Source organism: Streptomyces sp. NPDC001339 (assembly GCF_042895955.1).
Lineage (GTDB): Bacteria > Actinomycetota > Actinomycetes > Streptomycetales > Streptomycetaceae > Streptomyces.
Window position 1 is genome coordinate 285,190 of record NZ_JBIAWT010000006.1, and the last position, 24,598, is coordinate 309,787.

The window sequence follows — 24,598 nt, forward strand, 5'->3', positions numbered from 1 at the left end:
TCGGTGTGCTGGTCCGCTGCGATTGTGCATCACCGGCGGTGTCCGGCGCACAGTGGCCGACAGCGCAGCGCCCCGCGCGGCCCGGAGGCGGCGCGGGGCGCGGGGCGGTGCGGCCGGTGGTCAGTCGGGCCGGTGGCCGCCGGGGAACTTCATCGTGGTGCTGCGGGCCAGCTCATGGCTGAGCTGCTCCAGTTCGCTGCCGCCCGCCATTTGGCGGGTCAGCTCCTCCAGAGCGATCTCCGACTTGGTGTGGCTGCCGGCCATCGTGCCCCGCTTGAGGAGGACGAAGCGGTCGCCGACGAGGTAGGCATGGTGTGGATTGTGGGTGATCAACACCACGCCGAGTCCGGCGTCCCGGGCGGCCGCGACATACTTGAGGACCACGCCGGACTGCTTGACGCCGAGCGCCGCCGTCGGCTCGTCCAGGACGAGGACCTTGGCACCGAAGTAGACGGCCCGGGCGATGGCGACGCACTGCCGCTCGCCGCCCGAGAGGGTCCCGATGGGCTGGTCGACATCGCGCAGGTCGATGCCCATCCGCAGCAGTTCGCTGCGGGTGGTCTCGCGCATCGTACGGACATCGAGCCGCTTGAACGGGCCGGCTCCGGTGGTCGGCTCGGAGCCGAGGAAGAAGTTCCGCCACACCGGCATCAGGGGGACGACCGCCAGGTCCTGGTAGACGGTGGCGATCCCCCGGTCCAGGGCCTCGCGCGGCGAGGACAGGGACGTCTCCTCACCCTCGATGGTGAAGCTGCCGGCGTCATGCCGGTGCAGCCCCGCGATGATCTTGATGAGGGTGGATTTGCCGGCGCCGTTGTCGCCCAGGACGCAGGTGATCTCCCCGGCGTGCACCTCCAGGGACACGCCTTCCAGGGCCCGGACGTGGCCGTAGTACTTGCTGATGTCCGTCAGCTCGACCAGCGCTGTCATGCCTTGTCCTCCGCCCGCTTGCGGACCCATGCGTTCAGGAGCGTGGCGAGCAGCAGCATCGCGCCGAGGAAGAACTTGTACCAGTCCGGGTTCCACTGCGCGTACACGATGCCCTTGCTGGCCATACCGAAGATGAAGGCGCCGACGGCGGCACCGATCGCCGAGCCGAAGCCGCCGGTCATCAGACAGCCGCCGACCGCCGCGGCGATGATGTAGAGGAACTCGTTGCCCACGCCGTCGCCGGACTGGATCGCGTCGTACGAGAACAGCAGGTGCTGTCCGGAGATCCAGGCGGCGAAGGCGACGCCCATGTAGAGGCCGATCCTGGTCCTGGTGACCGGGACGCCGACCGCCCGTGCGGCGTCGGCGTTGCCGCCCACCGCGAAGATCCAGTTGCCGACGCGGGTGCGCAGCAGGATCCAGGTGGCGAGGGCGACCAGCCCGATCCACCACAGGATGGTGATCTGGATGTCGACTCCGCCGACGGTCAGATGCGAGGCGAAGACCGCACGGGCGGACTCGAAGCCCTCCATGTCGGCGATGGACTTCGTGGAGACGGTGCCGCTGATCAGCTTGGTGAAACCGAGGTTGAGGCCCGTCAGCATGAAGAAGGTGCCCAGCGTGATGACGAAGCTGGGCAGTTTCGTCCGGGTCAGCAGGACGCCGTTGAACACCCCGAACGCGAGGGTGACCAGCAGGGAAACCCCGACACCGACCCAGGTGTTGGCGGTCATCTGGTAGCTGAACATCGACGAGATCAGCGCCGAGCTGACGACCATGACACCGGCCGACAGATCGAACTCGCCGCCGATCATCAGCAGCGCCACCGGGACGGCCATGATGCCGATCGTCGAGGACGCGTAGAGGACGGTGGACAGGCTGGAGGCCCTCAGGAAGGGCTCGGCGATGACCGAGAAGAAGACGAAGACCGCGGCGGCGCCGACGATCGAGCCCAGCTCGGGGCGGCTCATCAGGCGCCGTGCCGGCGAGCGGCGCAGCAGCCGTTCGTCCTTCTTGCCCTGGGCGTTCCCGCCGTCCTTGCCCTCGGCGTTCCGGCCGTCGGTGTCCCCGCCCCCGGCGGACCGGCCGGCGGATGCGTGGGTGTCGCTCATCGGGTCCCCCGCTTCGCGTACTCCTCCAGGGCCGCGGCGTCCTTCTTGGTGATCACCTGCGGTCCGGTGAGCACCGGCTTGCCGCCGCCGAGGACGTCGGCGTTGTACTTGTACAGCCACAGCAGGTCGACCGCCTGGTAGCCCTGGAGGTAGGGCTGCTGGTCGACGGCGAAGCCCAGGGAGTCGTCCTTGAGGCCGGCCGCGACCTGGGCATTGAGGTCGAAGGTGTCGATCTCGGCCTTGCTGCCGGCCTGCTCCTTGGCCTTGACCGCGGTGGGCGCGAAGGGCGCTCCGAGGGTGACGACGGCGTCGACGGACGGGTCCGCCTGGAGCTTGGACTCGATGGAGGACTGCACATCGGGCATGTTCGTGCCCTCGACGTACAGTTTCGTCAGCTCGCCCTTGAAGGTCTTCTCCGCGCCCTCGCAGCGCTGCTCATGGCCGACGTTGCCCTGCTCGTGCAGGACGCAGAGGGCCTTCTTGCGGCCGCGCCGGTTCAGCTCCTCACCGACCGCCTCACCGGCCACCGTCTCGTCCTGCCCGATATGGGTGAGCGCGCCGAACGCCTTGGACACCTCGGCCCCGGAGTTCACCGTGACCACCGGGATCCCGGCCCGTACGGCCTTGGTGACGACGTCCTTCATGGCGTTGGGCTTGGCCAGCGAGACGATCAGCCCGTCGACCTTCTGGTCGATATAGGACTGCACCAGCTGGCTCTGCCGCTGGGCCTCCTCGTCATGTCCGTAGACGAACTTGATGTTGTCCTTGGCTGCGGCCTGCTGTGCGCCGTTCTGCACGATGTCCCAGAACGTGTCGCCGTCTCCCGAGTGGGTGACCATCGCGAATGTCCACCTCGGGGTGTTCACCGCGGCCTTTCCGCCGGCAGCCTTGGCGGCGCGCTCCTCCTCGGCGCGTTTGCCTCCGGTGCTGCTGCACCCCGCCAGGGAGGCGCCGAGCACCGCCGCCAGCACGGCGCTGACGACGCGTCCCCTTCTCCGAACCCTTGCCACGAGGACTCGCCCTTCCCGCTGATCTCGCCGTGTCGGCTGTTGATCTCGCCGTGTCGGCTGTGTTGCTTCGCCGCGCGTCGGTTGTCTGCGCCGCGTGGGGTTCCCGGTCCGGCCGGGGACGATACCGTCCGCCGGTGCCCGCCGACCGGGCCCAAGCGACCAAGTATCCGTTACCAGTGATCTGTCCCGGTTCATGGGGTCCCGACTTCCCGGACGCCGGTCGTACGCACGCTGGTCATCGTGGAACCGCCTTTTCTCCACGGCCGCCGGAATGCGGTTGGAGGAGTTTGTAACGGCGGGGTATGAGCCACGTCAATCCTTTGTCAGAACATTCTGACGATCGAACGTCGCGCCGGCCTCGGCATCAGCCTCACACCGTACGCGTCACCGGCCGCGGCTGACGGGCGCCGCTCCCGGCCGCTGGAGGGCCGTACCAGCCGTACCAGCGAGTTCCGTGCCGCACCGGCAATCTTCAGGGCCGCACCAGCAACTGGAATTCGAAGGCGTAGCGGGACGCCCGGTAGACGTGCGAGCCGAACTCGACCGCCCGCCCGGTGTCGTCGAACGTGGTGCGCTGCATCGTGAGCAGCGGCGCCCCCTCGGACTCGTCCAGCCGCCGCGCCTCCTCCGCGGTCGCCGCGCGGGCGCCGACGGACTGACGTGCGCTGTGCAGGGTGATCCCGGCCGACCGCATCAGCCGGTACAGACCCGTCTCCTCCAGCTCCGCGGTCTCCAGCCTCAGCAGCCCGGCGGGCAGGTGGTTGCGCAGATGCGCGACGGGCTCACCGTGCGCCAGCCGCAGCCGCTCGACCAGCGCGACCTCCGCTCCCTCGGCGATGCCCAGCGCCGCGGCGACCTCGGCGTCGGCCTCGGCGGTGGTGTTGAGCAGGACGCGGGTGGCCGGCTTCTGCCCGGCCGCCTCCAGATCGTCGTAGAGGCTGCTCAGCTCCAGGGGCCGCTTGACCTGACTGTGCACGACCTGGGTGCCGATACCCCGGCGGCGCACCAGCAGCCCCTTGTCGACCAGCGACTGGATCGCCTGCCGCACCGTCGGCCGGGAGAGCCCCAGCCGACCGGCCAGCTCGATCTCATTGCCGAGCAGACTGCCGGGCGCCAGCCTGCCGTTCTCGATCGCTGCCTCGAGCTGCTGCGACAGCTGGAAGTACAACGGGACCGGACTGTTCCGGTCCACGCTGAACTGGACGGGGCTCTCGGCGCCCAGGGCTTGTTCGGTATCGCGTTTCCCCACCTCGCGAGCGTATCCGCCCCGGCAGATGACGGGAAGTCCAGAGGTCACATTGTCCGGACAAGCACCATCGGGAGCACCGCGCCCCGAGCGGGGAGACGACTCGCCCACCCCTGACTACTTCCAGTTACTCAAGATCACTCCTGGTTACCTCTGATTCATCCAGGCGTCCTCATACCCGCGATAGGTGCCGTCGTGCGTCGCCAGATGCACCCACTGGTCCACATACGCCGTGAACTCGGCGTCGCCGCGGGGCAGGGCGTAGGCCTTCTCGGAGAAGGTGAAGGGCTTGTCGGGGTGGACGGCGCAGAGCTCGGGGTGGATCTTCGCCTGGTAGCGGGTCTCGCCGGCGTCCGTCATCATCACATCCGCGCGGCCCGCGATGATCTCGTCGAAGATCGTGGTGTTGTCCGGGTGGACCTTGAGGGTGGCTCGTTTGATGTGGGCGCGGGCGAACTCCTCGTTGGTACCGCCGGGATTGACGACGACGGTGGTGCCGGGCCGGTCGATCTGCCGCAGCGTCCGGTACCTGTCCCGGTCGGCACAGCGGACGAGGGGCGTCTTGCCGTCCGTCCGGGTCGGCAGGCTGAAGGAGACGGCACGGGCCCGCCGGAGGGTGATCGAGATGCCGCCCATGGCGATATCGCAGCGGCCCTCCGACAGGTCGTCGACCAGGGTGACCCAGGTCGTGGCCACGTACCGGGGCCGGGCGTCCAGGCTCCTGGCGAGATGCCGGGCCATGTCGATATCCACGCCGCGGTAGCTGCCGGTCCGGGGATCGCGATGGGTGAAGGGGAGGTAATCGCCGGTCGTGCAGACGCGCAGCACCCCGCGCCGCGGAACGGCGTCGAGGGCCGACTCCTTCTTGCCGGCAGCCGCCGCGAGCCCCACCGCCCGGGCCCCCGTGGCACGCGGCGCGGCGGAGGCCACGGGAGCCACGGGTGCTGCCGGCGCGACGGTGGTGACGGCCAGCAGGCAGGCGAGGGCAGAGAGGGGGACGGCGCGCTTCGCAGGACTGCTCCGCATAGGGCTCCTCTGGCTCCAGCTCTGGCTAAGGGTCTGGCTACGGGTCTGGCTGCGAGCCTGGCTGCAGGCCTGGCCTGCAGGCCTGGCTACGGGTGACCGGAGCGCTCAGGGTGGCAGACCCGTTCGCCGCCGGTGAAGCCCCCGAACCGGCAGTGCGGGGTTGGCTCGCGAAGCCGGCGGAAGCGGAAGGCGTCCTACAGCGACCTACGCTGACGGGACATCAGCCTCCGTAGCGGCCCGCGGCGGCTTCGCCCGGATCCTGGGCGGCGGCCTCGGCGAGGCGGTCGAGGAGTTCGGTGGTGCGCTTGGCGACCGTGTCACGGTCCCCCTCGGAGAGGGCCGTACCCATGCCGACAGCGGCGGCGCCCGCCCCGATCCACTCCGGCGCGCCGTCGACCGTCACCCCGCCCGTCGGCAGCACCGGCGCATGCGGCAGGGCGGCGCGGACTTCCCTGAGCCAGGACGGGGAGTGCGCCGAGGCGGGGAACAGCGTGAGCGCGTCGGCGCCGAGCTCCAGGGCGCGGACCATCTCGGTCGGCGTCGACACACCGGGGAAGACGGGTATGCCGTAGCGGTGGCCGGTACGGATGACCTCGGCGTCGAGGCTCGGCGAGGCCAGGAAGCGGGCGCCCGCGTCGACCGCCATCCGAGCCGATGCCCCGTCAAGAACCGTGCCCGCGCCGATGACCGCGTCGTCCCCCAGTTCGCGCGTCAGCGTCGTCACCGCTTCCAGAGCGAAGGGGGTGGTGAGGGATATCTCCAGGCTCGTGACACCCGCCGACAGCAAGGTGTCGGCAGTGGCGCTCGCCTCGTCGTAGGTCTCGCTGCGGACGATGGCGAAAACCCGCTGCGCCAGCGCGGCCCGGGTGATCTCCCAGCGGTACACGGCAGTTCGCCGTCCTTCCTTGTCTCCGAGGCTTACATCCGTGAGCCTTCCGGTCTCCGCGGCCTGTCCGGTTCCCCAGGCACGGCCGATACGACATTTTCTGGGACACGCCGCAGCAGGTGACCGCACATGGTCTCTTTTCCGCCGATGCCCGCCCTCTTCTCGTTCTTCTCGTTCCTCTCGTTTCTTCCGATCCACCGAAACGCTACCGGGCCCCACTGACAATCCCGTTTCGGGGTGCGCACAGCAAGGCGGCCGGGGCGCATACGCACCCCGGCCGCCCGTGGAATTGCCGGTGTTCGGGTGTCAGCAGCCGCGGTCGACCAGGTCGAACGACTTGTAGTGGTCGGCGGTGTAGTAGTCCTCGTTCGCCTGCCGACCGGTAACGATGCGACGCGCACCACGGTCGGGCGAGCCCGGTGTCTTGACGGTGTACTCGTGGTAGTAGCCGGTGTCGTGGGCCGGAAGGACGCCCTCACGGTTGTCGAAAACCGTCCCGTCCTTCGGGTACGGGTAGGGCCCGCCCTGGGCGATCAGGTCGAGCGTGTCATGAGCCTGCGAGGGCAGCCGGGAGTAGCAGATCTTGCCGACGTCCTGGATGTGCACGGCCTTCCCGTACGCCGCCGTGGCGTACGAGGAAGCTGCCACGGCCGAACGGGCCGTGGCGACAGCGGGGGTGGCGGGCGTGGCGGCGACCGCGGTTCCGCCGAGGAGAAGGGTGGACGCGAGGGCGCTCACGGCGCCGAGCCTGGTGATCCGTGGGGGGATTCTCATACCGTCCAGAATGACGCGCGTAGACATGTTCCTGTCAACATCAAGAGGGAGAAGTTTCCCGGAAGTTCACAAGAGCCCGAACCGGCCATCCCAGCAGGAGGCCCCGGAGGCACACGCCGACGCGTTCCGGTGTACCCGATTCCCGGCCGGGCCGGTTGAATCGGACCGCCGTCACACATCACTGGAGGATCGCCCATGCGGGTCAAGGACTTCGACCACCTGGTGCTGAAGGTCGCGGACATCGAGCGCGCGCTGGAGTTCTACTGCGGACCGCTCGGACTGGAGCCGGTCCGGCTGGCGGAGTGGCGGGCCGGGAAGGTCGCGTTCCCGTCGGTACGGATCAGCCCGACCACGCTCATCGATCTGATGGCCCGTCCGGCCGCCGAGTCCGGCGCGGCCGGCTCGTCCACCATGGACCACATCTGCCTTGTCGTGGACCCGCTGAACTGGCAGGAGGTCATCGATTCCGGGACCTTCACCGTGCTGGAGGGCCCGGTCGACCGGTACGGCGCGCGCGGCGTCGCCCGGTCCATCTATGTCGCGGACCCGGACGGGAACACCGTCGAGCTGCGCTGGTACCCCGAGGACAGTGGGGACGGCGTCGAAGGGAACGGCCAGTCGAAGGGAACAGCTGAAGGAAGCGACTGAGGAAGGCGCTCGCACTTCATTTGCGTTCATTTGCCTCTGAGGCAAAAACTTTGCCCGGCAGGCGAAGGATCGCTATACCGGGGATATGACCGAGCTCCCCGAGGAGCCCTCCGGCACTCCGGAGGAGCTCTCCACCGTCCCGCCGCGCCTACGCGACCTGCGGAAACGCAGCGGTCTCACGCTGGAGACCGCGGCTCGGCTGGTGGGCCTCTCGCCCGCGCATCTGTCGCGGCTCGAAACGGGCCGGCGTCAGCCCTCGCTGCCGATGCTCCTAGCGCTCGCCCGTACCTACGGCACCACGGTATCCGACCTGCTGGGCGAGACCGCTGCCGAGCGGGATCCGGTCGTACGGGCCGACCGCGCGGAGCCGTCCGAGGCCGGCGGCTGGACGTACTGGACCGCCGGGGGCGCCGGCCGGGCGATGCAGGCCCTGCGAGTGCATGTGCCGCAGCGGGCACAGCGCGAGCTGGTGCGGGTGCACCCCGGTGAGGAGTGGCTGTACGTCCTCAAAGGGCGGCTACGGCTGACCCTGGGCGCCGCGGCGCATGTGCTGGGCCCGGGGGACGCGGCGCACTTCGACTCGCTGACCCCGCACCGTATCGCCGCCGCCTCACGGGGCGGCACGGACCTGTTGTTCGTCCACACGCTGCTGCAGAGCGGCGCCGCCGAGCTGTGCCTGGGCGACGCCGCGCCCCGCCGCGGCCTGTGAACAGGGAAGGAAGCCACGCCGTGACCGACCACCCCACTCCCCCGTCCACCGGTTCCACCGCACCGCCCGCCGCCACACCGTCCCCCTCGTCCTCTTCGTCCTCCTCCGCCGGGGCAGCCCCGGCCCGCCCCTACGTCGAGAACAAACCGCCCCGCGGGGTCTACGTCCGGGTGTTCATCTACGTCGTGGCGACCCATGTGCTGCTGGCGTTCATGAGCCTGCTGGTCGTCATCGCCACATCGCGTTGAGCGGACACCGTGCCCGGGCGCGGCCGGTCACCGAACCCGGGCGCGGTCGGACATCGTTGCCCGGGCGCGGTCGATGTGCCCGGCACCAGACGCCGCAGGCTGATCCACGGAGATCGGGGAGACAGGCCCTAACCTGGGGCAGGGCGTGTCTCATGGGTCAGCTCGGGGTTGCCGATCCATCAGACACGCCCTTGGCCGACTGCTCGTAACGGGCGGCCAGCCGGCGCGCTCCCTCCGCGGTGAGCGAACCGTGCAGCCGAAGGCGGGCGATGCCGCCGTCCGGGAAGATGTCCAGCCGGACGTGGGTGGCGGCGGGTGCGTCGTCGAGCAGCAAGCGGTGGACGGTGTCGGGCTGGAGGCGCGTACGGGGCAGCAGTTCCCGCCACTCACCGCGCTCACCGTCGCGTCCGGACAGGGCCGCCCAGCCGGCCGCGTTGCCCTTGAGGCAGCCGGTGTCGATCTCCACCGCGCGGATCCGGGACTGTTCGGTGAGGCGGTAGCGGATCCAGTCGTTGCCGCTGCCGCGGCGGCGCCGGGTCTCCCAGCCGTCGTCCATCTTGCGGGAGCGGCCCGGCTGGATGGTGTGGGTGGGCGAGGAGTAGAAGCGGTCCGAGGCGTCCTCGACCCGGCCGCCGTTCTCCAGGGCGACGACATCGAAGGTGCCCAGTGCGGTGAGCCAGTCGGGGGCCGGGACGACCTCGCCGTGTACGCGGAGGCGGGCGATACCACCGTCGGGGTGCTGATTGAGGCGCAGATGGGTGAAGCGGCGGCCGGTGTCGACGGCGAAGCCGTTGGCCGCGTGGCCGCCGATGGCGGTGCGCGGGACGAGGGTGGTCCACGTGACGTCGCCGGCGAGCAGGTCATCGGGCGAGGGGGCGCCTTCGACGCAGGTGCCCTCGATGCTGACGGACTGCGGGTAGTTGCCGCGGAAGTGCGCGGTGTCGACGACGATGCCGTGGATGACACCGGGCGCGCCGAGGCGGATCAGCGCCCAGTCGTGGTCCTCGTCCGCCGGGAAGGGGCGGGCCGCGCCGCTGCCGCGCCGTCGGCGGGTCTCCCAGCCATCCATGATCTTGCCCTTGTGACCGAAGACCTCGGGGTCGAAGTGGGCGGGCCCGGGCTTGAGGAGGTTCTCCCGCTCGGCGAAGAACTCGTCATTGGCGGCGATCACGCTCGCGCCCAGCCGGCGGTCCGCGAGGTCGGGAAGGTGCGTGAAGTGCGGACCGGCGGGGCCGGGCGTGCGGTAGTCGGCGTACGGGTCGCCGCCTCCGTAGGGGTCGGCGTCTCCGGTGTAGCGAGGTATGTCGGCGTTGGTGGTCATGCGCGCTGGGTCCGTTCGAGTAGTTCGCCGGTGGGGTCGGCGAGGGTGGCGCCGTCATTGATCCTCCGGCCGCGGAGCCAGGTGGACCGTACGACGCCGTGCAGGGTCTTTCCCGCGTACGCGGTGATCTTGTTGCGGTGCTGGAGGGCCTGGGGGTCGACGGTGAAGGTCTCCTCGGGCGCGAGGACCGCGAAGTCGGCGTCCCGGCCGGGCTCGATGGCGCCCTTCCGGCCGAGGCCGACCAGCGCGGCCGGGGCGGTGGCCATCCAGCGCGCCACCTCGTCGAGGGAGTGGCCGCGCCCGCGGGCCTCGGTCCAGATGGCGGGCAGGCCCAGCTGGAGGGAGGAGATACCGCCCCAGGCCGCGCCGAAGTCGGCGGTCTTGAGGTCGGCGGTGGACGGCGAGTGGTCGGACACGATGCAGTCGATGGTGCCGTCGGCCAGTCCCGCCCACAGCGCGTCCCGGTTGGCGGCCTCCCGGATCGGCGGGCAACACTTGAACTCCGTTGCGCCGTCCGGGACTTCTTCAGCGGTCAGGGTCAGAAAGTGCGGACAGGTCTCGACGGTGATCCGGACGCCCTCGCGCTTGGCGGCGGCGATCAGCGGCAGCGCGTCACCGGAGGACAGGTGCAGCACGTGCACCCGGGCGTGGAGCCGCCGGGCGAGACCGATCAGCCCGGCGATGGCGTCGTCCTCGGATATCCGGGGGCGGGAGGCGAGGAAGTCGGCGTACTTGGAACCGTGCGGTGCGGGTGCCGCGGCCAGGTGCCCCGGGTCCTCGGCGTGCACGATCAGCAGGCCGTCGAAGCCGGCGATCTCGCCGAGGGCGAGGGCCAGTTGCTCCTGGTCGACCTCGGGGAACTCGTCCACGCCGGAGGGCGACAGGAAGCATTTGAAGCCGAACACCCCGGCGTCGTGCAGGGGGCGCAGGTCCTTGGCGTTGCCGGGGACGGCGCCGCCCCAGAAGCCGACGTCGATATGCGCCTTGCCACGGGCGACCGCGCGCTTGGTGGCGAGGTGGGCGGTGGTGGTCGTGGGCGGGAGGCTGTTGAGCGGCATGTCCACGAGGGTGGTGATACCGCCGGCGGCGGCCGCGCGGGTGGCGGTCCAGAAGCCCTCCCACTCGGTACGGCCGGGGTCGTTGACGTGGACGTGGGTGTCGACGAGGCCGGGCAGCAGCACGTCGTCCCCGAGGTCCGCCAGCCGCACCCCGGCCGGAACCTGGGCGCCGTACGGGAGCACCGCGTCGATCGTGCCGTCCTTGACGGTGACGGACGCGGCGCGCGTCCCCTGTGGGGTGACGACGCGCGTGGAGCGCAGTACCAGTGCTGTTTCGGGCACCCGGCCCCTCCTCCTCGTATCGTGGTCGGAATCCGGAGCCCGGAGTGAACCGTAAGGAACCGGAAGGGAACATACGTCTGAATTCAACAGACTGTTGAAAGAGTCTTCCCTCCGGACCCCGACCCGTCAAGACCCTCCCTCGCCACCGACGCGACCGCCATCCGGAACCGCCCACGACGCATCACCAGGATGCGGAAGATTCCACCAAATGGACAATGGGTTTCACTCAGCAAAACGCGGTCAGGCCCGTCGAACCCGCCGGAAGAAGACCGCCAGGCGCCTGCCCAGCGGCCCATACGCCGGGACAATGCGGGCCTGACCGGCGAGAACGCCCACGAGATCGGGAGTGCGGGAGGCCGTGTGCCACCGTAGGGGCGACCGGTAGGCTGCTCCGGTCGGACCCGGCACCCACCCGTCCCGGCCGGGACCGATCCGCCCCGCCCTGAAAGGAACGCGACGTGCCGTCGTCCAGCGCCAGCACCTCCGCCGCCGACCCCAAGCCCGCGGGCGCGAGCGGCGGCGTCCAGTCCCTCGAGCGCGCCTTCGACCTTCTGGAGCGGATGGCCGACGCCGGCGGCGAGGTCGGCCTGAGCGAGCTCTCCGGCAGCAGCGGCCTGCCGCTGCCCACCATCCACCGCCTGATGCGCACGCTGGTCGCCTGTGGCTACGTACGCCAGCAGCCCAACCGCCGGTACGCACTCGGCCCCCGCCTGATCCGGCTGGGCGAGAGCGCGTCCCGGCTGCTGGGCACCTGGGCCCGGCCGTTCCTGGCCCGCCTGGTGGAAGAGACCGGCGAGACCGCCAATATGGCCCTGCTGGACGGCGACGAGATCGTCTACGTGGCGCAGGTCCCCTCCCGGCACGCGGTCCGGATGTTCACCGAGGTCGGCCGCCGCGTCCTGCCGCACTCCACCGGCGTCGGCAAGGCCCTGCTGGCCGACCATGCGCCGGAGGAGGTCCGCGCGCTCCTCGGCCGTACGGGGATGCCCGCCGCGACCGAGAAGACCATCACCGACCCGGACCGCTTCCTGGAGGCGCTCGCCGACGTGCGCAGGCTCGGGTACGCCGTCGACGACAACGAGCAGGAGATCGGCGTCCGCTGCCTCGCGGTGCCGGTGCCCAACTCCCCCACCTCAGCGGCGATCTCGATCTCCGGCCCGACCGGACGGGTGACCGACGCGGCCACGGAGAAGATCGTGCCCGTGCTCCAGGACGTCGCGGCGCAGCTGTCCGTGGCGCTGGCCAACCAGACACCGGCCTGAGGCACTTCACTCACCGGCCATGGGGCCTCGCTCACCGACCGCGCGGCAGTCCCCCGAAGCGGTCGATGCCCTCACGTACCTCGCTGAGCGCGGGCGACAGCGCACTCACCGAGCCGACCGCCCCGGCGATCAGCAGCAGCGAACGGCGCAGCCTGGGCACCTCCGGCAGCCCCTGACTGACCATCGCGTCCAGCGCGGCCAGCTCGTCATCGGCGGCCGCGCGGTCCGGTAACTCCGCCGGCAGCACGGCCAGCTGACGGCGCAACCGGGCCACCGCCCCGCGCAGTTCCTGGACGCGTGGGTCGCACGCACCCTCGCTCACTCGTCCGTCCCTCTGCGGCTGTCCCACAACGACGGCGTCCTCCAAGACCGTTGCCGCCCACATCGCGAGACAGTTAACGCCACTCTGCGCTGCCCGCGCCACACGGAGCGCGAAAAAATCGGATCAGCGGTCGGCCCCCGGGGCCAGCACGCCCGTTCCCCGCGGCACCCGTTGGCATGGGCGTCCCCGGTCCGGGGCGTACGCGGAGGGCGGACGGTGCATTCTCCCCACCGAGGAAATATCCGGCATATCACTGGATCGGAGAACGCCATGGAGCCCTGCACCGGACCCGGCCCGAACCCACCCGACGTCAGCGTCGTACAGCTCATCTGCCGCGCATACGGCCTGTCCGACGCGTCGGAGATCACCCTGGACCACATACACCGCTACATCGCCGAACGCCACCGGCCGGACGAACGCACCCACCCGCCAGGGAAGCGCTTCCGGGCGAGCATCCCCCGCCCGCGGGTATCCGGCGACGCGGCCTGAGCACCCAACGGACCACGACGCACGGTGCCATGAGGTAGGCAGTCCCCATGGCACCGACACCGACACCGACGAAGCCCCCTTCGGCCGCCGCGAACGAACCGCCGGCACCGGCACCGGCACGGCCCGAAGGGAAGGTGGCCGGCCTGCTGCTCGCCGCGGGCGGCGGCCGGCGCCTGGGGGGACGGCCCAAGGCACTGCTCGACCACCGGGGACGGCCGCTGGTCGAGCACGCCGCACGGGCCCTGCGGGCCGGCGGCTGCGACCCGGTACACATCGTGCTGGGCGCGGCCGCCGATTCCGTACGCGCACGAGCCGACCTCTCCTCGTACGAGGTCTCGGAGAACCCGGACTGGCCCCAGGGCATGGGCACCTCACTGCGGGTGGGCCTAGCGGCGCTGGCCGGCTCGGGCGCGGACGCGGTCGTGGTGTCCCTGGTCGACCAGCCGGGCATCGGCGCCGCGGCGGTGGCCCGGCTGATCGCCGCGTACGCGACGGGCGCGGACCTGGCGGCCGCCTCGTACGGCGGGCGGCGCGGCCATCCGGTCCTCTTCGGTGCCGCCCGCTGGCCCGCGATCGCGGCGACCGCGGAGGGCGACCGCGGCGCACGCGCCTACCTCCAGCGGCATACGGACGCCCTCACCCTCGTCGAGTGCTCCGACATCGCCGAGCCGTACGACATCGACACACCGGAAGACCTGCAACGCCTGGAAGCGACGGAGGCGACACAGAGCGGTGATGGAGAGTGAGCGGGATGGCACCGAGAGACATTCGATCACCACTTCTCTCGCACCGAAGAATCTCGACGTCAACAATCCATTGAACTTCCGCGATAAGGAAACTAGTCTCCACTGGTCAGAAGCGCCCTGAAATCCACACGGCGCCCGCGACCGCTTGCCGGAGCCCGCGGCACCCGGTGCCGCCCGGTGTCCCGGCGGCCGCCAGGCACCGCCGCTGAATGGAGTGACAGCTCATGTCCGCACCAGCGCCGTCCCCGCTGGCCATCGTCGAAACCGACCCCGCGCACACCCCCGAACGGCAGGGCGAGGTCCTCACCGACGCCGCGCTCGCCTTCGTCGCCGAACTGCACCGCCGGTTCACCCCGCGCCGCGACGAACTGCTCGCCCGACGCACCGAGCGCCGCACTGAATTCTCGGCGAGTGCCCGGACCAGCACGCTGGACTTCCTCCCGGAGACCGCGGCCATCCGCGCCGACGACAGCTGGCGGGTCGCCGAGGCCCCGGCCGCGCTCAACGACCGCCGGGTCGAGATCACCGGCCCCACCGACCGCAAGATGACCATCAACGCGCTCAACTCGGGCGCGAAGGTCTGGCTCGCCGACTTCGAGGACGCCTCCGCCCCCACCTGGGCGAATGTCATCACCGGTCAGCTCAACCTGATCGACGCCTATGAGCGCCGCATCGACTTCACCGACCCGGCCTCCGGCAAGTCGTACGCCCTCAAGCCCGCCGGGGAGCTCGCGACCGTTGTGATGCGGCCGCGCGGCTGGCACCTGGACGAGCGCCACCTCCAGTGCGAGGGCCGCCCGGTCCCCGGCGCGCTGGTCGACTTCGGCCTCTACTTCTTCCACAACGCCCAGCGCCTTCTCTCGCTCGGCAAGGGCCCGTACTTCTACCTCCCCAAGACCGAGTCGCACCTGGAGGCCCGCCTCTGGAACGACGTCTTCGTCTTCGCCCAGGACTACGTGGGCATCCCCCAGGGCACCATCCGCGCCACGGTCCTCATCGAGACCATCACGGCCGCGTACGAGATGGAGGAGATCCTCTACGAGCTCCGCGACCACGCCTCCGGTCTCAACGCCGGCCGCTGGGACTACCTCTTCTCCATCGTCAAGAACTTCCGTGACGGCGGGGCGAAGTTCGTCCTCCCGGACCGCAACGCGGTCACGATGACCGCCCCGTTCATGCGCGCCTACACCGAACTCCTCGTCCGCACCTGCCACAAGCGTGGTGCGCACGCCATCGGCGGCATGGCCGCCTTCATCCCCTCGCGCAAGGACCCCGAGGTCAACAAGGTCGCCTTCGAGAAGGTCCGCGCCGACAAGGACCGCGAGGCGAACGACGGTTTCGACGGCTCCTGGGTGGCTCACCCCGACCTGGTCCCGATCGCCATGGCCTCCTTCGACGCCGTCCTCGGCGACCAGCCGAACCAGAAGAACCGCCTCCGCGAGGACGTCTCCGTCTCCGCCGCAGACCTGATCGCCATCGACTCCCTCGACGCCAAGCCGACGTACGCGGGTCTCGTGAACGCCGTCCAGGTCGGCATCCGCTATATCGAGGCCTGGCTGCGCGGCCTCGGCGCGGTGGCCATCTTCAACCTCATGGAGGACGCGGCCACCGCCGAGATCTCCCGCTCGCAGATCTGGCAGTGGATCAACGCGGGTGTCGAGTTCGAACACGCCGGAGAAACCGTCAAGGCCACACCGGAACTGACCCGCGCGATCGCCGCCGAGGAACTGGCCGCCCTCCGCTCCGAGCTCGGCGACGAGGCCTTCACCGCCGGCAAGTGGCAGCAGGCCCACGACCTCCTCCTGAAGGTCTCCCTCGACACGGACTACGTGGACTTCCTCACGTTGCCCGCGTACGCGGTGCTTCGCTAGGGCCTTCCCACGTTGTCGGCTGCGGCGCCGTGCTTGTTGCTCGCCGTTACGCCTGCGGCGGGCGTGGGTTGGTCGGGCGCGGGTCCGCTCCTCCGGACTTCGTCCTGCGGAGCGGCCCCTCCCGGGAGTGGGAGTAATAACCCTGGGTGGGGGTGTACGTAAGTGGTCCACTGCGTGAGCGTGGTGCCTTACGTGCACCCCCACGGTCTTCTTCCACCCACCCGCGGGAGGGGGCGCACCGCAGAACGAAGTTCGGAGGGGCGCACCCGTGACGTACAGCCCCGCGCAGCGGCAACAGCCCGCCGCAGGCGACACGGCGAGGACCATCAAAAACGAGCGGGGCGCCGCGACGGGCGCAACGGCGATGCGGAGGTACGGCGCCGCAGACGAAAACGTGGGAAGCCGGCCAAGCGCAGCGGACGGCGCAGCGGAACGTTGAAGGCCAGGTTGAGCACGACAGCCACCAGACACCCGGTGCTGATACCGGAATCCAGGACGACCAGGAGGTCCTTGGGAAGGTGGTGGTAGAAGTCCGGCGCGGCGATGGGAATCAGGCCGATGCCGATGGCGGCGGCCACGATCAGGGCGTTGTCGCCCTTCTCCAGCGCCGCGGTGGTGAGGGTCTGGATGCCGCTGGCGGCCACCGAGCCGAAGAGGACGATGCCCGCGCCGCCCAGGACCGGCAGCGGGACCAGTGAGATGACGGAAGCGGCCACCGGGGACAGGCCCAGTACCAGGAGGATCAGACCGCTGGTCGCCACGACGAAGCGGCTGCGTACCTTGGTCATCGCGACCAGGCCGATGTTCTGGGCGAAGGCACTGTTGGCGAAGCCGTTGAAGAGCGGGCTGAGGGCTGTGCCGAGGGTATCGGCGCGCAGGCCGCCCGCGATGGTGCGCTCGTCTGCCGGGCGGTCGACGATCTTGCCCAGGGCGAGCATGTCGGCTGTCGACTCGGTCATGCAGACCAGCATCACGATGCACATCGAGACGATGGCGGCGATGTCGAACTGCGGGGCGCCGAAGTGGAAGGGCGTCGGAAAGCCGATCAGGTCCGCCTTGGTGAGGGCGGAGAAGTCCGTGATGCCGACGGGGATGGCGATCAGGGTGCCGGCTATCAGGCCGAGCAGGATCGCGATCTGCTGGAGGAAGCCGCGCAGCACCCGGCGCAGGACGAGCACGATCAGGAAGGTCAGCGCGGCCATTCCGACGTTCGTGAGGGAACCATAGCCGGGGGCTTGGGAGTTACCTCCCCGAGACCAGTTGAACGCGACGGGGAGGAGCGAGATGCCGATGAGGGTGATGACGGTGCCGGTGACCACCGGCGGGAAGAAGCGCAGGAGTTTGGAGAAGTAGGGAGCGAACAGGAAGCCGAGCACACCGGCGACGATCACCGCACCGAAGATGACCGGCAGTGCGTGGTGGGGGCCCGCGGTCTCGCCGATGGCGACCATCGGGGTGACACCGGCGAACGAAACACCGTTGACGAAGGGGAGTTTGGCGCCGACCTTCCAGAAGCCGAGGGTCTGGAGGAGCGTGGCGATCCCCGCGGTGAAGAGGCCGGCACCCATGAGATAGGCGGTCTCGGTGGTGCTCAGGCCGCAGGCCGGGCCCACGATCATCGGTGGAGCCACCACGCCCGCGTACATGGCGGCCACATGCTGGAGGCCGCTGGTGAACATCTTGAAGGGCGGGAGGGTCTCGTCGACCGGATGTTTCCGGTCCCCCTCCGACTTCTGCCCGGTAGGTGCGGCCACTGCGGGCCTCCTTCGATTTCTGCTTCGCCGGACGCGGCGAGGCGAGGCTGTCACGGAGGTCTTGCCAGGTGGTGCGGGCCGATTCCGACCCGGGGAAGGCGCCGACCGGCGCGGGGATACGGGGAGGCCCCGCACCCCGGCGTCCGGCGCTTGTGGATCCGAGCGGAACGAAGAGCGGGATCCACTCGGACCCACTCGGATCCGCCCGGATCCACAAGGTCGACCGGGAGCCGTCCCTCCCGGCCGAGTCCTGGGGTGTGGCGTCGGCGGTGCGGTGCCGGGGTGTGGTGTCGGCTGCGCGGTGTGCTGGGGTGTGGCGTCGGCTGCGCGGTGCCGCCGTCGTGCTCAGCCCTCGGCGGCGATCCGGGCCAGACGCTGGGCCTCGGCCCGTGCGGTGCGGGCGATGGCGTCCTCGTCGACGTGCAGCAGACGGCCGTGTTCGACGACCGGCCGGCCGTTGACGAGGGAGAGCGTGACCGGTGCCGCGGCTCCGAGGACGAGTGCGGTCACCGGGTCCGCGATGGAGGAGTGGGCAAGCGTGTCCAGCTTCCAGAGCACCAGGTCGGCGAGCTTGCCCGGCTCCAGGGAGCCGATCTGGGTGGCGCGGCCGAGGACCTGCGCACCGCCGTAGGTGCCCAGGCGCAGAGCCTGGCGGGCGTTGAGCGCGGCCTCCCGGTGTGCACCGAGGCGGTTGATGAGCAGGGCGTTGCGCAGCTCGGTGTGGAGTTCGCCGGACTCGTTGGAGGCGGTGCCGTCGACGCCGAGGCCGACCGGGACGCCGGCGGCGAGCATGTCGGGGACCCGTGCGATCCCGGCGGCCAGCCGCGCGTTGGACGACGGGCAGTGGGCGACACCGGTCTTCGTCCGGGCGAAGGCCGCGATGTCGGAGTCGTTCATATGGACGCAGTGGGCCATCCACACGTCCTCGCCCAGCCAGCCGGTGGACTCGAAGTAGTCGGTCGGGCCCATGCCGAAGAGCTCGTGGCAGAACTTCTCCTCCTCGACCGTCTCCGAGCCGTGCGTATGCATCCGTACGCCGAGCCGGCGGGCGAGCTCCGCGCCCTGCCGGAGCAGTTCGGTGGAGATGGAGAAGGGGGAGCAGGGGGCGACGGCGACCTGGGTCATCGCGTCGAAGGAGGCGTCGTGGTGCTTCTTGACGGTCTCCTCGGTGGCGGCGAGCGCGCCTTCGAGGGTCTCCACGGCGAAGTCCGGTGGCAGGCCGCCGTCCTTCTCGCTGCGGTCCATGGAGCCACGGGCCAGGGTGAAGCGGACGCCCGTCTCGGAGGCGGCGCGGATGATGGCGCCGGAGAGGTCCCCGGAGCCCTTGGGGTAGACGTAGTGGTGGTCCATGGCGGTGGTGACACCGCCGCGGGCCATCATCGCCAGCGAGCCCTGCGCGGCCGCGGACACCATCGGCTCGTCGATACGGGACCAGGTCGGGTAGAGCGCGACCAGCCAGTTGAAGAGGTTGTGATCGGTGGCCAGGCCCCGGGTGATCCACTGATAGAAGTGGTGGTGGGTGTTGACCAGGCCCGGGGTGGCCAGGTGACCGGTGCCGTCGATGCGGCGGACCACGTTCTCCAGCCCCTCGGGGGCCTTGCCCGCGCCGACCGACTCGATCCGGTTGCCGGCGGCGACGACGTACCCCGACGCGTACTCGGTGTCGTCGGCGTCCACGGTCGCGATCGCACAGTTCTCGATGACGATGCGCTGGGCTGCCGAAGGTGCCATCGTGCTTCCTCTTTTCAGTGGGGGGATGGGGGTACCCCCTGCTCGAGCGGAGCCGAGAGCTTGGGGGAGGGCACGGCAGGACCCTAGGAGGATTTGAGTGCCGGAGCCGTGCGATGGCCCCGGGTGCCGAGAGGGTGGAGGAAAGGGCGGAAGAACAGGTTCAGAGGTTGGTCAGGTCGACCGGGATCCGGGGTTCGGCACCGTCGCGCAGGACAGTGGCTTCGATCAGGCCGTACGGGCGGTCCGCCGCGTAGTAGACCTCATGGTCGTTCTTGAGCCCGAACGGCTCCAGATCCACCAGGAAGTGGTGCTTGTTCGGGAGGGAGAACCGCACCTCGTCGATCTCGGTGCGGTGGTTGATGATGCGCGAACCCATCTGGTAGAGGGTCTGCTGGAGCGAGAGGCTGTAGGTCTCGGCGAAGGCGTGCAGCATATGCTTCCTCACCTGCTCGTACGACCGCTCCCAGTTGGGCATCCGCTGCTCGTCATCGGTCCAGTTGAACCGCCAGCGGCCGGACACCTGCGTGGCGAGGATGCGGTCGTACGCCTCCTGCAGGGTCGTGTATGTGTCCTTGATGTAGCCCCAGAACTCGGAGTTGGTGGAGTTCATCACCACCAGGTCCTTCAGACCGGAGATGACCTGCCACCGCTCACCGTCGTAGGTGATCTCGGTGAGGCGGACCTCCTGCCCCTTGCGGACGAAGGAGTGCTTGACCTCGTCGGCGCCGATGAACTTCGAGCTGGCGTCGGAGGTCTCGATCCGCTCCCAGGCGTACTCCTCGATACGGATCCGGGCCCGCTTGATCGGCTCCTGGCTGGTGACGAAGTGCCGGGCCAGGTGGATGCCGAACTGCTCGGCCGACTCGATCCCGTACTCCTTGGCGAAGGCGTACACGGTGTTCTTGGTGGTGTCGGTGGGCAGGCAGTTGGCGTTGGAGCCGGAGAGATGCACCTCCTCCAGGTCGCCGGAGAGGGCGACGGAGACGTTCAGGTCCTTGATGTGGTGGGTGGCGCCCTCCCGCGTGATCCTGACGACACGGTTCTCTGCCTTGCCGTACTGGTTCTGTCCCAGAAGCACAGGGCGGGCCGGGCGGGAAATGTCTGTCATCTTCTGCTAGCTCCCTCGGTAAACGGAGTAGCCGAACGGGTTGAGCAGCAGCGGTACGTGGTAGTGCTCGCCGGGTTCGACGGCGAAGGTGATCACTACTTCGGGGAAGAACGGACCGCTGTCCCGATTCGCGGGGGCGTCCTGCTGCGCATCGGCTCGCTTCTTCTCGAAGTACGGTTCGACGGCGAAGTCGAGCCGTACGTGGGTGGTGCCCTCCGGCAGAGCCGGCAGATCCTTGCAGCGCCCGTCCGTGTCGGTCGCGGACGAGCCGTGGACGGTCCAGTCGGCGTCGTGGCCGGAGCGCACCGAGAGCGTGAGGGCGACGCCCTCCGCGGGGCGGCCCACGCTGGTGTCCAGGATGTGCGTGGACACCGAGGTCCGGGCACCCGTCGCGCTGCTCATACGGCGTCTCCTTCCACGTTCCGCGCGTTCTCCCGGCCGTCCGCGCCTTCCGCGTGCTCCGCGATACGGGCCAGGCGAATGCGGTTGATCTTGCCGAGCTCCACCCGAACAATCTCTCGCTCGTGTTCCGGCGTGTTGTCGATCCTGTTACGGACCGCGTCACGCATCTGTTCCCCGGTACGGCCGGAGGCACAGATCAGGAACACATGCCCGAACTTCTCCTGGTAGGCGAGGTTGAGCTCGAGCATCTCCGCCTTGAGCGCGTCGGAGGCGCCGGCCATCCCGCTCTGCTCGCGGTGCGAGGTCGGGTCGCCCGGCTTCGGCCGGCCGATGGGCGGATGCCCGGCCATCGCCTCGGCCAGGTCCGCCGCGGTCAGCCCCGCCATGGCGGCGTCGTTCGCGGCGTACAGGTCGCCGGCGGTGGCGAAGGGACGCCGGGCGAGGATCCCCCTCCCCCACGCCCGGCTCGCGCACACCTCGTGCAGTACGGCCCGGGCCGCGCTGTCGTCGGAGGTGTTGAACCGGGCGAGTCCCGCCGGGGTTACGGGGACGCCCCCCGGAGAACGCTGTGTGCTCGAAGACACGGGAAGCCTCCGTGGCCTGGTGCTGGACAGCTTTGCTTGGCTGGAAACAGCTAAGACCTCTGGCAACACCACGTCAACACTTTGTTGAAAACTCGGCAACGCAAAAGCCGCCGTCCGGGGAAAACGGACGACGGCTCCGGCGGTTGGCGAGGAAGGCGGGGGAGGACGGGACGGGACGGGGCGGGACGGTACGGGCGGGAGCGCCTCCCGTACCCGAGACGCGGGGAAGGGAGACTGCGGCCGGATCGCCTCAGTCCGCATCCTTCGCGGCGGCGTTCTCCCTGTTCAGATAGTTGTAGATGGTGAAGCGGCTGACACCCAGAGCGCCGGCGACCGTCTCGACGCCGTGCCGGATCGAGAAAGCGCCACGGGCCTCCAGAATCCGCACCACCGACTGCTTGGTCCTGCGGTCCAGCTCCGCCAGCGGCATACCGTGCCGGCGCTGGAGCTCGGCGAGGATGTGGTCGAGCGAATCCGACAGATGCGGGAGCCGTACGGCCACCCGGTCCCGCCCCTCCCAGGCCAGTACGACATCGTCGCCCCGGGCCTGGTCCGGCGCGACCATCTCTCCGCCCATCGCATCCACCAGCGGCTTGACCGCCTGGACGAACGGGTGGTCGGCGGGCCCGGTCACGTCGCGCCCTCCTCGCCCGCCCCGGCGTCCCCGATCACATTGACCTGGAGGGAGACCCGGGTGGCGCCCGCCCGCAGCGACTCCCGCAGCAGCGCGGACACCGCATCGAGGACCCGGCCGGCGTCACCCTCGGCGGTATTGCCGAACGGCCCGACATCGACGGCGTCCAGCCCGGCGCCGGTGACGACGTCCCGGGCCACCAGCGCATGGGCGGGCGCCTCGTCCAGGTCGAACGGCTCCGTCGTGAACTCAACTCTCAATCGCACGCCGCTCAACCTACGCGCGGTTCGGCCCGGCCACCAGAAATTGCCCCCAGGCCCCCTTGACAGCCTCCGAGCACGCCAGGCAGTGTTCCATTCAGAGGAAAAAGAATTCCACTATACGGAAGGAGCTCGGGCTCTGATGGGTTTCACGGACACGCGCTTCAACGTCAATCTGTCGATCCTGTTCACCGAGCTTCCGTTGCTGGAGCGGCCGGCGGCCGCACGGGCGGCGGGCTTCACAGCGGTGGAGCTGTGGTGGCCGTGGGTGGACGCCCCTGTTCCGGAGCGCTCCGAGCTGGCCGCGCTGCGTACTGCGCTCACGGACGCCGGCGCACAGCTGGTCGGACTGAATTTCTACGCCGGCCGGCTGCCCGGCCCCGACCGCGGAGCCCTCTCGATTCCCGGGGAGGAGTCGGAGAAGTTCCGGGCCAATGTTCCGGTGGCTGTCGCATTCGGGCGGTCGCTGGGCTGCACGACGTTCAACGCCCTGTACGGCAACCGGGTCGAGGGGGTGGATCCGGCCACGCAGGACGAACTGGCGCTGGAGAACCTCGGCTTCGCCGCCCGGGCGGTGGCCGAGGCGGGCGGGACGCTGCTGATCGAGGCGCTCAATGCACCCGAGTCCCCGCACTGCCCGATCGTCTCGGCCGCCAGGGCCGTCGAGGTCGTGGACGCGGTCAACGCGGCGACCGGCCTGGCCAACACCGCGTTCCTGATGGACCTTTACCACCTGTCGATGAACGGCGAAGACCTGCCGTCGGTCATCGACACCTACGCCGCCAGGACCGGGCACGTCCAGATCGCCGACAACCCCGGCCGCGGCGCCCCCGGCACCGGCGACCTCGACTTCGTCGACCTGCTCGGCCGCCTGAAGAAGGCCGGTTACGACGGCTGGGTCGGCCTCGAGTACAAGGCCGGCGACCGCCCGAGCGCGAGCGCCTTCGCGTGGCTGCCGCACCCGCTGCGGGCCGCTCACTGACATCACCCACGAGAGCTCCGAACCCGCGAGAGCTCCGAGATGCCAGAGCCGCGAAGAGTCCGACCCGAGAAGAGCCCGAGAAAGAGTCCGAGAAGAGCCCGAGAGAAGGCATCCCCATGAGCACCCACCCCACCGCTTCCTCCCACCCATCCCGTCGTGCTTCCTCCCGCCCATCCCGGCCGGCTTCCTCCCGCCCGGCGGTCGCATGGATCGGCCTCGGCATCATGGGCTCCCCCATGGCCGAGAACCTGATCAAGGCCGGCTACCCGGTCACCGGGTACACGCTCGAACAGGACAAACTCGACCGCCTGGCCAAGAACGGTGGCACCGCCGCCGGATCGATCGCCGAGGCCGTCCAGGACGCCGACGTGATCATCACGATGGTCCCGGCCTCCCCTCAGGTCGAGGCGGTCTGCTACGGCCCGGACGGCATCCTGGAGAACGCCAAGGCCGGCGCGCTGTTGATCGACATGTCCTCGATCACCCCGCAGACCTCCGTCGACCTGGCGAAGAACGCCGAGGACAAGGGCATCCGCGTCCTGGACGCGCCCGTCTCCGGCGGTGAGGCCGGCGCCATCGAGGCCGTATTGTCGATCATGGTCGGCGGCGAGCAGGCCGACTTCGACGCCGCGAAGCCGGTCTTCGAGGCGCTGGGCAGGACCATCGTGCTGTGCGGCCCGCACGGCTCCGGCCAGACCGTGAAGGCCGCCAACCAGCTCATCGTCGCCGTCAACATCCAGGCCTGCGCCGAGGCCGTGGTCTTCCTCGAGAAGTCCGGTGTGAACCTGACCGCCGCCCTCGACGTCCTCAACGGAGGCCTGGCCGGCTCCACCGTCCTGACCCGCAAGAAGGACAACTTCCGCACCCGCGACTTCACGCCCGGCTTCCGTATCGACCTGCACCACAAGGACATGGGCATCGTCACCGACGCCGCCCGCAGCGTCGGCGCCGCCCTCCCCGTCGGTGCCGTCGTCGCCGGCCTCGTCGCGTCGCTGCGCGCCCAGGGCGACGGCGGCCTGGACCACTCCGCTCTCCTGCGCGGCGTCGAACGCCTCTCGGGACACACCACCGATTCCTGAGGGAGAGCCGAGCCGGCATTGTTTCAACAAACTGTTGACGTTTGGTCGGAGCCCTTCCTACGCTCCGACATGCGGAGGGGAACTTCCGCGCTCCCGTATGGAAGGTCACCATGTCGAAGCCCAC

At 69.9% G+C, this 24,598-nt stretch carries 26 protein-coding genes; 9 read left to right on the forward strand and 17 right to left on the reverse strand.

What is annotated here, in order from left to right; translation table 11 throughout:
- Nucleotides 1-120: 120 nt before the first annotated feature.
- The 7 genes from ACFY12_RS19495 to ACFY12_RS19525 form a co-directional block, all read right to left on the reverse strand.
- Nucleotides 121-930, reverse strand: a complete 810-nt coding sequence (locus tag ACFY12_RS19495; RefSeq protein ID WP_390717046.1) for an ATP-binding cassette domain-containing protein — start codon at nucleotides 928-930, stop codon at nucleotides 121-123.
- Complete coding sequence (locus ACFY12_RS19500; RefSeq protein WP_390717326.1) at nucleotides 927-1,901, reverse strand: ABC transporter permease; 975 nt, start codon at nucleotides 1,899-1,901, stop codon at nucleotides 927-929. The genes ACFY12_RS19495 and ACFY12_RS19500 overlap by 4 nt, the downstream gene beginning before the upstream one ends.
- A gap of 137 nt (nucleotides 1,902-2,038) precedes the next feature.
- On the reverse strand, nucleotides 2,039-3,013 hold the full coding sequence (locus tag ACFY12_RS19505; RefSeq protein ID WP_390717327.1) for a sugar ABC transporter substrate-binding protein: 975 nt from the start codon (nucleotides 3,011-3,013) through the stop codon (nucleotides 2,039-2,041).
- A gap of 511 nt (nucleotides 3,014-3,524) precedes the next feature.
- Nucleotides 3,525-4,244, reverse strand: a complete 720-nt coding sequence (locus tag ACFY12_RS19510) for a GntR family transcriptional regulator (protein WP_390717328.1) — start codon at nucleotides 4,242-4,244, stop codon at nucleotides 3,525-3,527.
- A 201-nt stretch (nucleotides 4,245-4,445) separates the two neighbouring features.
- Nucleotides 4,446-5,324, reverse strand: coding sequence for a transporter substrate-binding domain-containing protein (locus ACFY12_RS19515; RefSeq protein WP_390717047.1), 879 nt, complete (start codon nucleotides 5,322-5,324; stop codon nucleotides 4,446-4,448).
- Between the two features lie 220 nt (nucleotides 5,325-5,544).
- The gene (locus ACFY12_RS19520) at nucleotides 5,545-6,210 is read right to left on the reverse strand and encodes a bifunctional 4-hydroxy-2-oxoglutarate aldolase/2-dehydro-3-deoxy-phosphogluconate aldolase (protein ID WP_390717048.1); all 666 of its coding nucleotides are present in this window, start codon (nucleotides 6,208-6,210) and stop codon (nucleotides 5,545-5,547) included.
- 306 nt (nucleotides 6,211-6,516) lie between these two features.
- Complete coding sequence (locus tag ACFY12_RS19525) at nucleotides 6,517-6,984, reverse strand: ribonuclease domain-containing protein (protein ID WP_390717049.1); 468 nt, start codon at nucleotides 6,982-6,984, stop codon at nucleotides 6,517-6,519.
- A 195-nt stretch (nucleotides 6,985-7,179) separates the two neighbouring features.
- On the opposite strand from ACFY12_RS19525, the gene ACFY12_RS19530 reads away from it, so the two are divergent.
- The 3 genes from ACFY12_RS19530 (at nucleotide 7,180) to ACFY12_RS19540 (ending at nucleotide 8,589) form a co-directional block, all read left to right on the forward strand.
- Complete coding sequence (locus tag ACFY12_RS19530) at nucleotides 7,180-7,632, forward strand: VOC family protein (protein ID WP_390717050.1); 453 nt, start codon at nucleotides 7,180-7,182, stop codon at nucleotides 7,630-7,632.
- A gap of 85 nt (nucleotides 7,633-7,717) precedes the next feature.
- Entirely contained in the window at nucleotides 7,718-8,341 is a 624-nt protein-coding gene (locus ACFY12_RS19535; RefSeq protein ID WP_390717051.1) for a helix-turn-helix domain-containing protein, read from the forward strand.
- Between the two features lie 20 nt (nucleotides 8,342-8,361).
- Nucleotides 8,362-8,589, forward strand: a complete 228-nt coding sequence (locus tag ACFY12_RS19540; RefSeq protein WP_390717052.1) for a DUF6126 family protein — start codon at nucleotides 8,362-8,364, stop codon at nucleotides 8,587-8,589.
- Nucleotides 8,590-8,746: 157 nt separating this feature from the next.
- Here the strand turns inward: ACFY12_RS19540 and alc are convergent, their stop codons facing one another.
- Complete coding sequence (alc, locus tag ACFY12_RS19545; protein WP_390717053.1) at nucleotides 8,747-9,910, reverse strand: allantoicase; 1,164 nt, start codon at nucleotides 9,908-9,910, stop codon at nucleotides 8,747-8,749.
- Entirely contained in the window at nucleotides 9,907-11,250 is a 1,344-nt protein-coding gene (gene allB / locus ACFY12_RS19550) for an allantoinase AllB (RefSeq protein WP_390717054.1), read from the reverse strand. Before allB ends, alc begins: the two co-directional genes overlap by 4 nt.
- Nucleotides 11,251-11,708: 458 nt before the next feature.
- On the opposite strand from allB, the gene ACFY12_RS19555 reads away from it, so the two are divergent.
- The gene (locus ACFY12_RS19555; protein WP_390717055.1) at nucleotides 11,709-12,512 is read left to right on the forward strand and encodes an IclR family transcriptional regulator; all 804 of its coding nucleotides are present in this window, start codon (nucleotides 11,709-11,711) and stop codon (nucleotides 12,510-12,512) included.
- 31 nt (nucleotides 12,513-12,543) lie between these two features.
- Here ACFY12_RS19555 and ACFY12_RS19560 read toward each other — a convergent pair whose 3' ends face one another.
- Nucleotides 12,544-12,879, reverse strand: coding sequence for a DUF5955 family protein (locus tag ACFY12_RS19560; protein WP_390717329.1), 336 nt, complete (start codon nucleotides 12,877-12,879; stop codon nucleotides 12,544-12,546).
- A gap of 225 nt (nucleotides 12,880-13,104) precedes the next feature.
- Between ACFY12_RS19560 and ACFY12_RS19565 the strand changes: the two genes are divergently transcribed.
- The 3 genes from ACFY12_RS19565 to aceB all read left to right on the forward strand — a co-directional run bounded on the left by ACFY12_RS19565 (nucleotide 13,105) and on the right by aceB (nucleotide 15,940).
- Entirely contained in the window at nucleotides 13,105-13,323 is a 219-nt protein-coding gene (locus tag ACFY12_RS19565; RefSeq protein ID WP_390717056.1) for a hypothetical protein, read from the forward strand.
- A gap of 134 nt (nucleotides 13,324-13,457) precedes the next feature.
- Complete coding sequence (locus tag ACFY12_RS19570) at nucleotides 13,458-14,069, forward strand: NTP transferase domain-containing protein (protein WP_390717330.1); 612 nt, start codon at nucleotides 13,458-13,460, stop codon at nucleotides 14,067-14,069.
- Nucleotides 14,070-14,293: 224 nt separating this feature from the next.
- Nucleotides 14,294-15,940: a malate synthase A gene (gene aceB / locus ACFY12_RS19575; protein ID WP_390717057.1), complete on the forward strand. Its 1,647-nt coding sequence runs from the start codon at nucleotides 14,294-14,296 to the stop codon at nucleotides 15,938-15,940.
- A gap of 326 nt (nucleotides 15,941-16,266) precedes the next feature.
- Here aceB and ACFY12_RS19580 read toward each other — a convergent pair whose 3' ends face one another.
- The 7 genes from ACFY12_RS19580 to ACFY12_RS19610 all read right to left on the reverse strand — a co-directional run bounded on the left by ACFY12_RS19580 (nucleotide 16,267) and on the right by ACFY12_RS19610 (nucleotide 22,419).
- Nucleotides 16,267-17,694 (reverse strand): nucleobase:cation symporter-2 family protein, encoded by a 1,428-nt coding sequence (locus ACFY12_RS19580; protein WP_390717058.1) that lies wholly within the window; start codon nucleotides 17,692-17,694, stop codon nucleotides 16,267-16,269.
- A gap of 345 nt (nucleotides 17,695-18,039) precedes the next feature.
- Nucleotides 18,040-19,425, reverse strand: coding sequence for an 8-oxoguanine deaminase (locus ACFY12_RS19585; protein WP_390717059.1), 1,386 nt, complete (start codon nucleotides 19,423-19,425; stop codon nucleotides 18,040-18,042).
- Nucleotides 19,426-19,585: 160 nt separating this feature from the next.
- Complete coding sequence (gene pucL, locus ACFY12_RS19590; protein WP_390717060.1) at nucleotides 19,586-20,533, reverse strand: factor-independent urate hydroxylase; 948 nt, start codon at nucleotides 20,531-20,533, stop codon at nucleotides 19,586-19,588.
- A gap of 6 nt (nucleotides 20,534-20,539) precedes the next feature.
- Nucleotides 20,540-20,935, reverse strand: a complete 396-nt coding sequence (gene uraH / locus ACFY12_RS19595) for a hydroxyisourate hydrolase (RefSeq protein ID WP_390717061.1) — start codon at nucleotides 20,933-20,935, stop codon at nucleotides 20,540-20,542.
- Nucleotides 20,932-21,519, reverse strand: a complete 588-nt coding sequence (gene uraD / locus ACFY12_RS19600) for a 2-oxo-4-hydroxy-4-carboxy-5-ureidoimidazoline decarboxylase (RefSeq protein WP_390717062.1) — start codon at nucleotides 21,517-21,519, stop codon at nucleotides 20,932-20,934. The genes uraH and uraD overlap by 4 nt, the downstream gene beginning before the upstream one ends.
- Nucleotides 21,520-21,769: 250 nt before the next feature.
- On the reverse strand, nucleotides 21,770-22,153 hold the full coding sequence (locus tag ACFY12_RS19605; RefSeq protein ID WP_390717063.1) for a helix-turn-helix domain-containing protein: 384 nt from the start codon (nucleotides 22,151-22,153) through the stop codon (nucleotides 21,770-21,772).
- Complete coding sequence (locus ACFY12_RS19610; RefSeq protein WP_390717064.1) at nucleotides 22,150-22,419, reverse strand: hypothetical protein; 270 nt, start codon at nucleotides 22,417-22,419, stop codon at nucleotides 22,150-22,152. The genes ACFY12_RS19605 and ACFY12_RS19610 overlap by 4 nt, the downstream gene beginning before the upstream one ends.
- Nucleotides 22,420-22,555: 136 nt before the next feature.
- Between ACFY12_RS19610 and ACFY12_RS19615 the strand changes: the two genes are divergently transcribed.
- Both ACFY12_RS19615 and ACFY12_RS19620 read left to right on the forward strand, forming a co-directional pair.
- A complete protein-coding gene (locus tag ACFY12_RS19615; protein WP_390717065.1) occupies nucleotides 22,556-23,395 on the forward strand; it encodes a TIM barrel protein in 840 nt (279 codons plus the stop codon).
- 116 nt (nucleotides 23,396-23,511) lie between these two features.
- A complete protein-coding gene (locus tag ACFY12_RS19620; RefSeq protein WP_390717066.1) occupies nucleotides 23,512-24,474 on the forward strand; it encodes a 2-hydroxy-3-oxopropionate reductase in 963 nt (320 codons plus the stop codon).
- Nucleotides 24,475-24,598 lie beyond the last annotated feature (124 nt).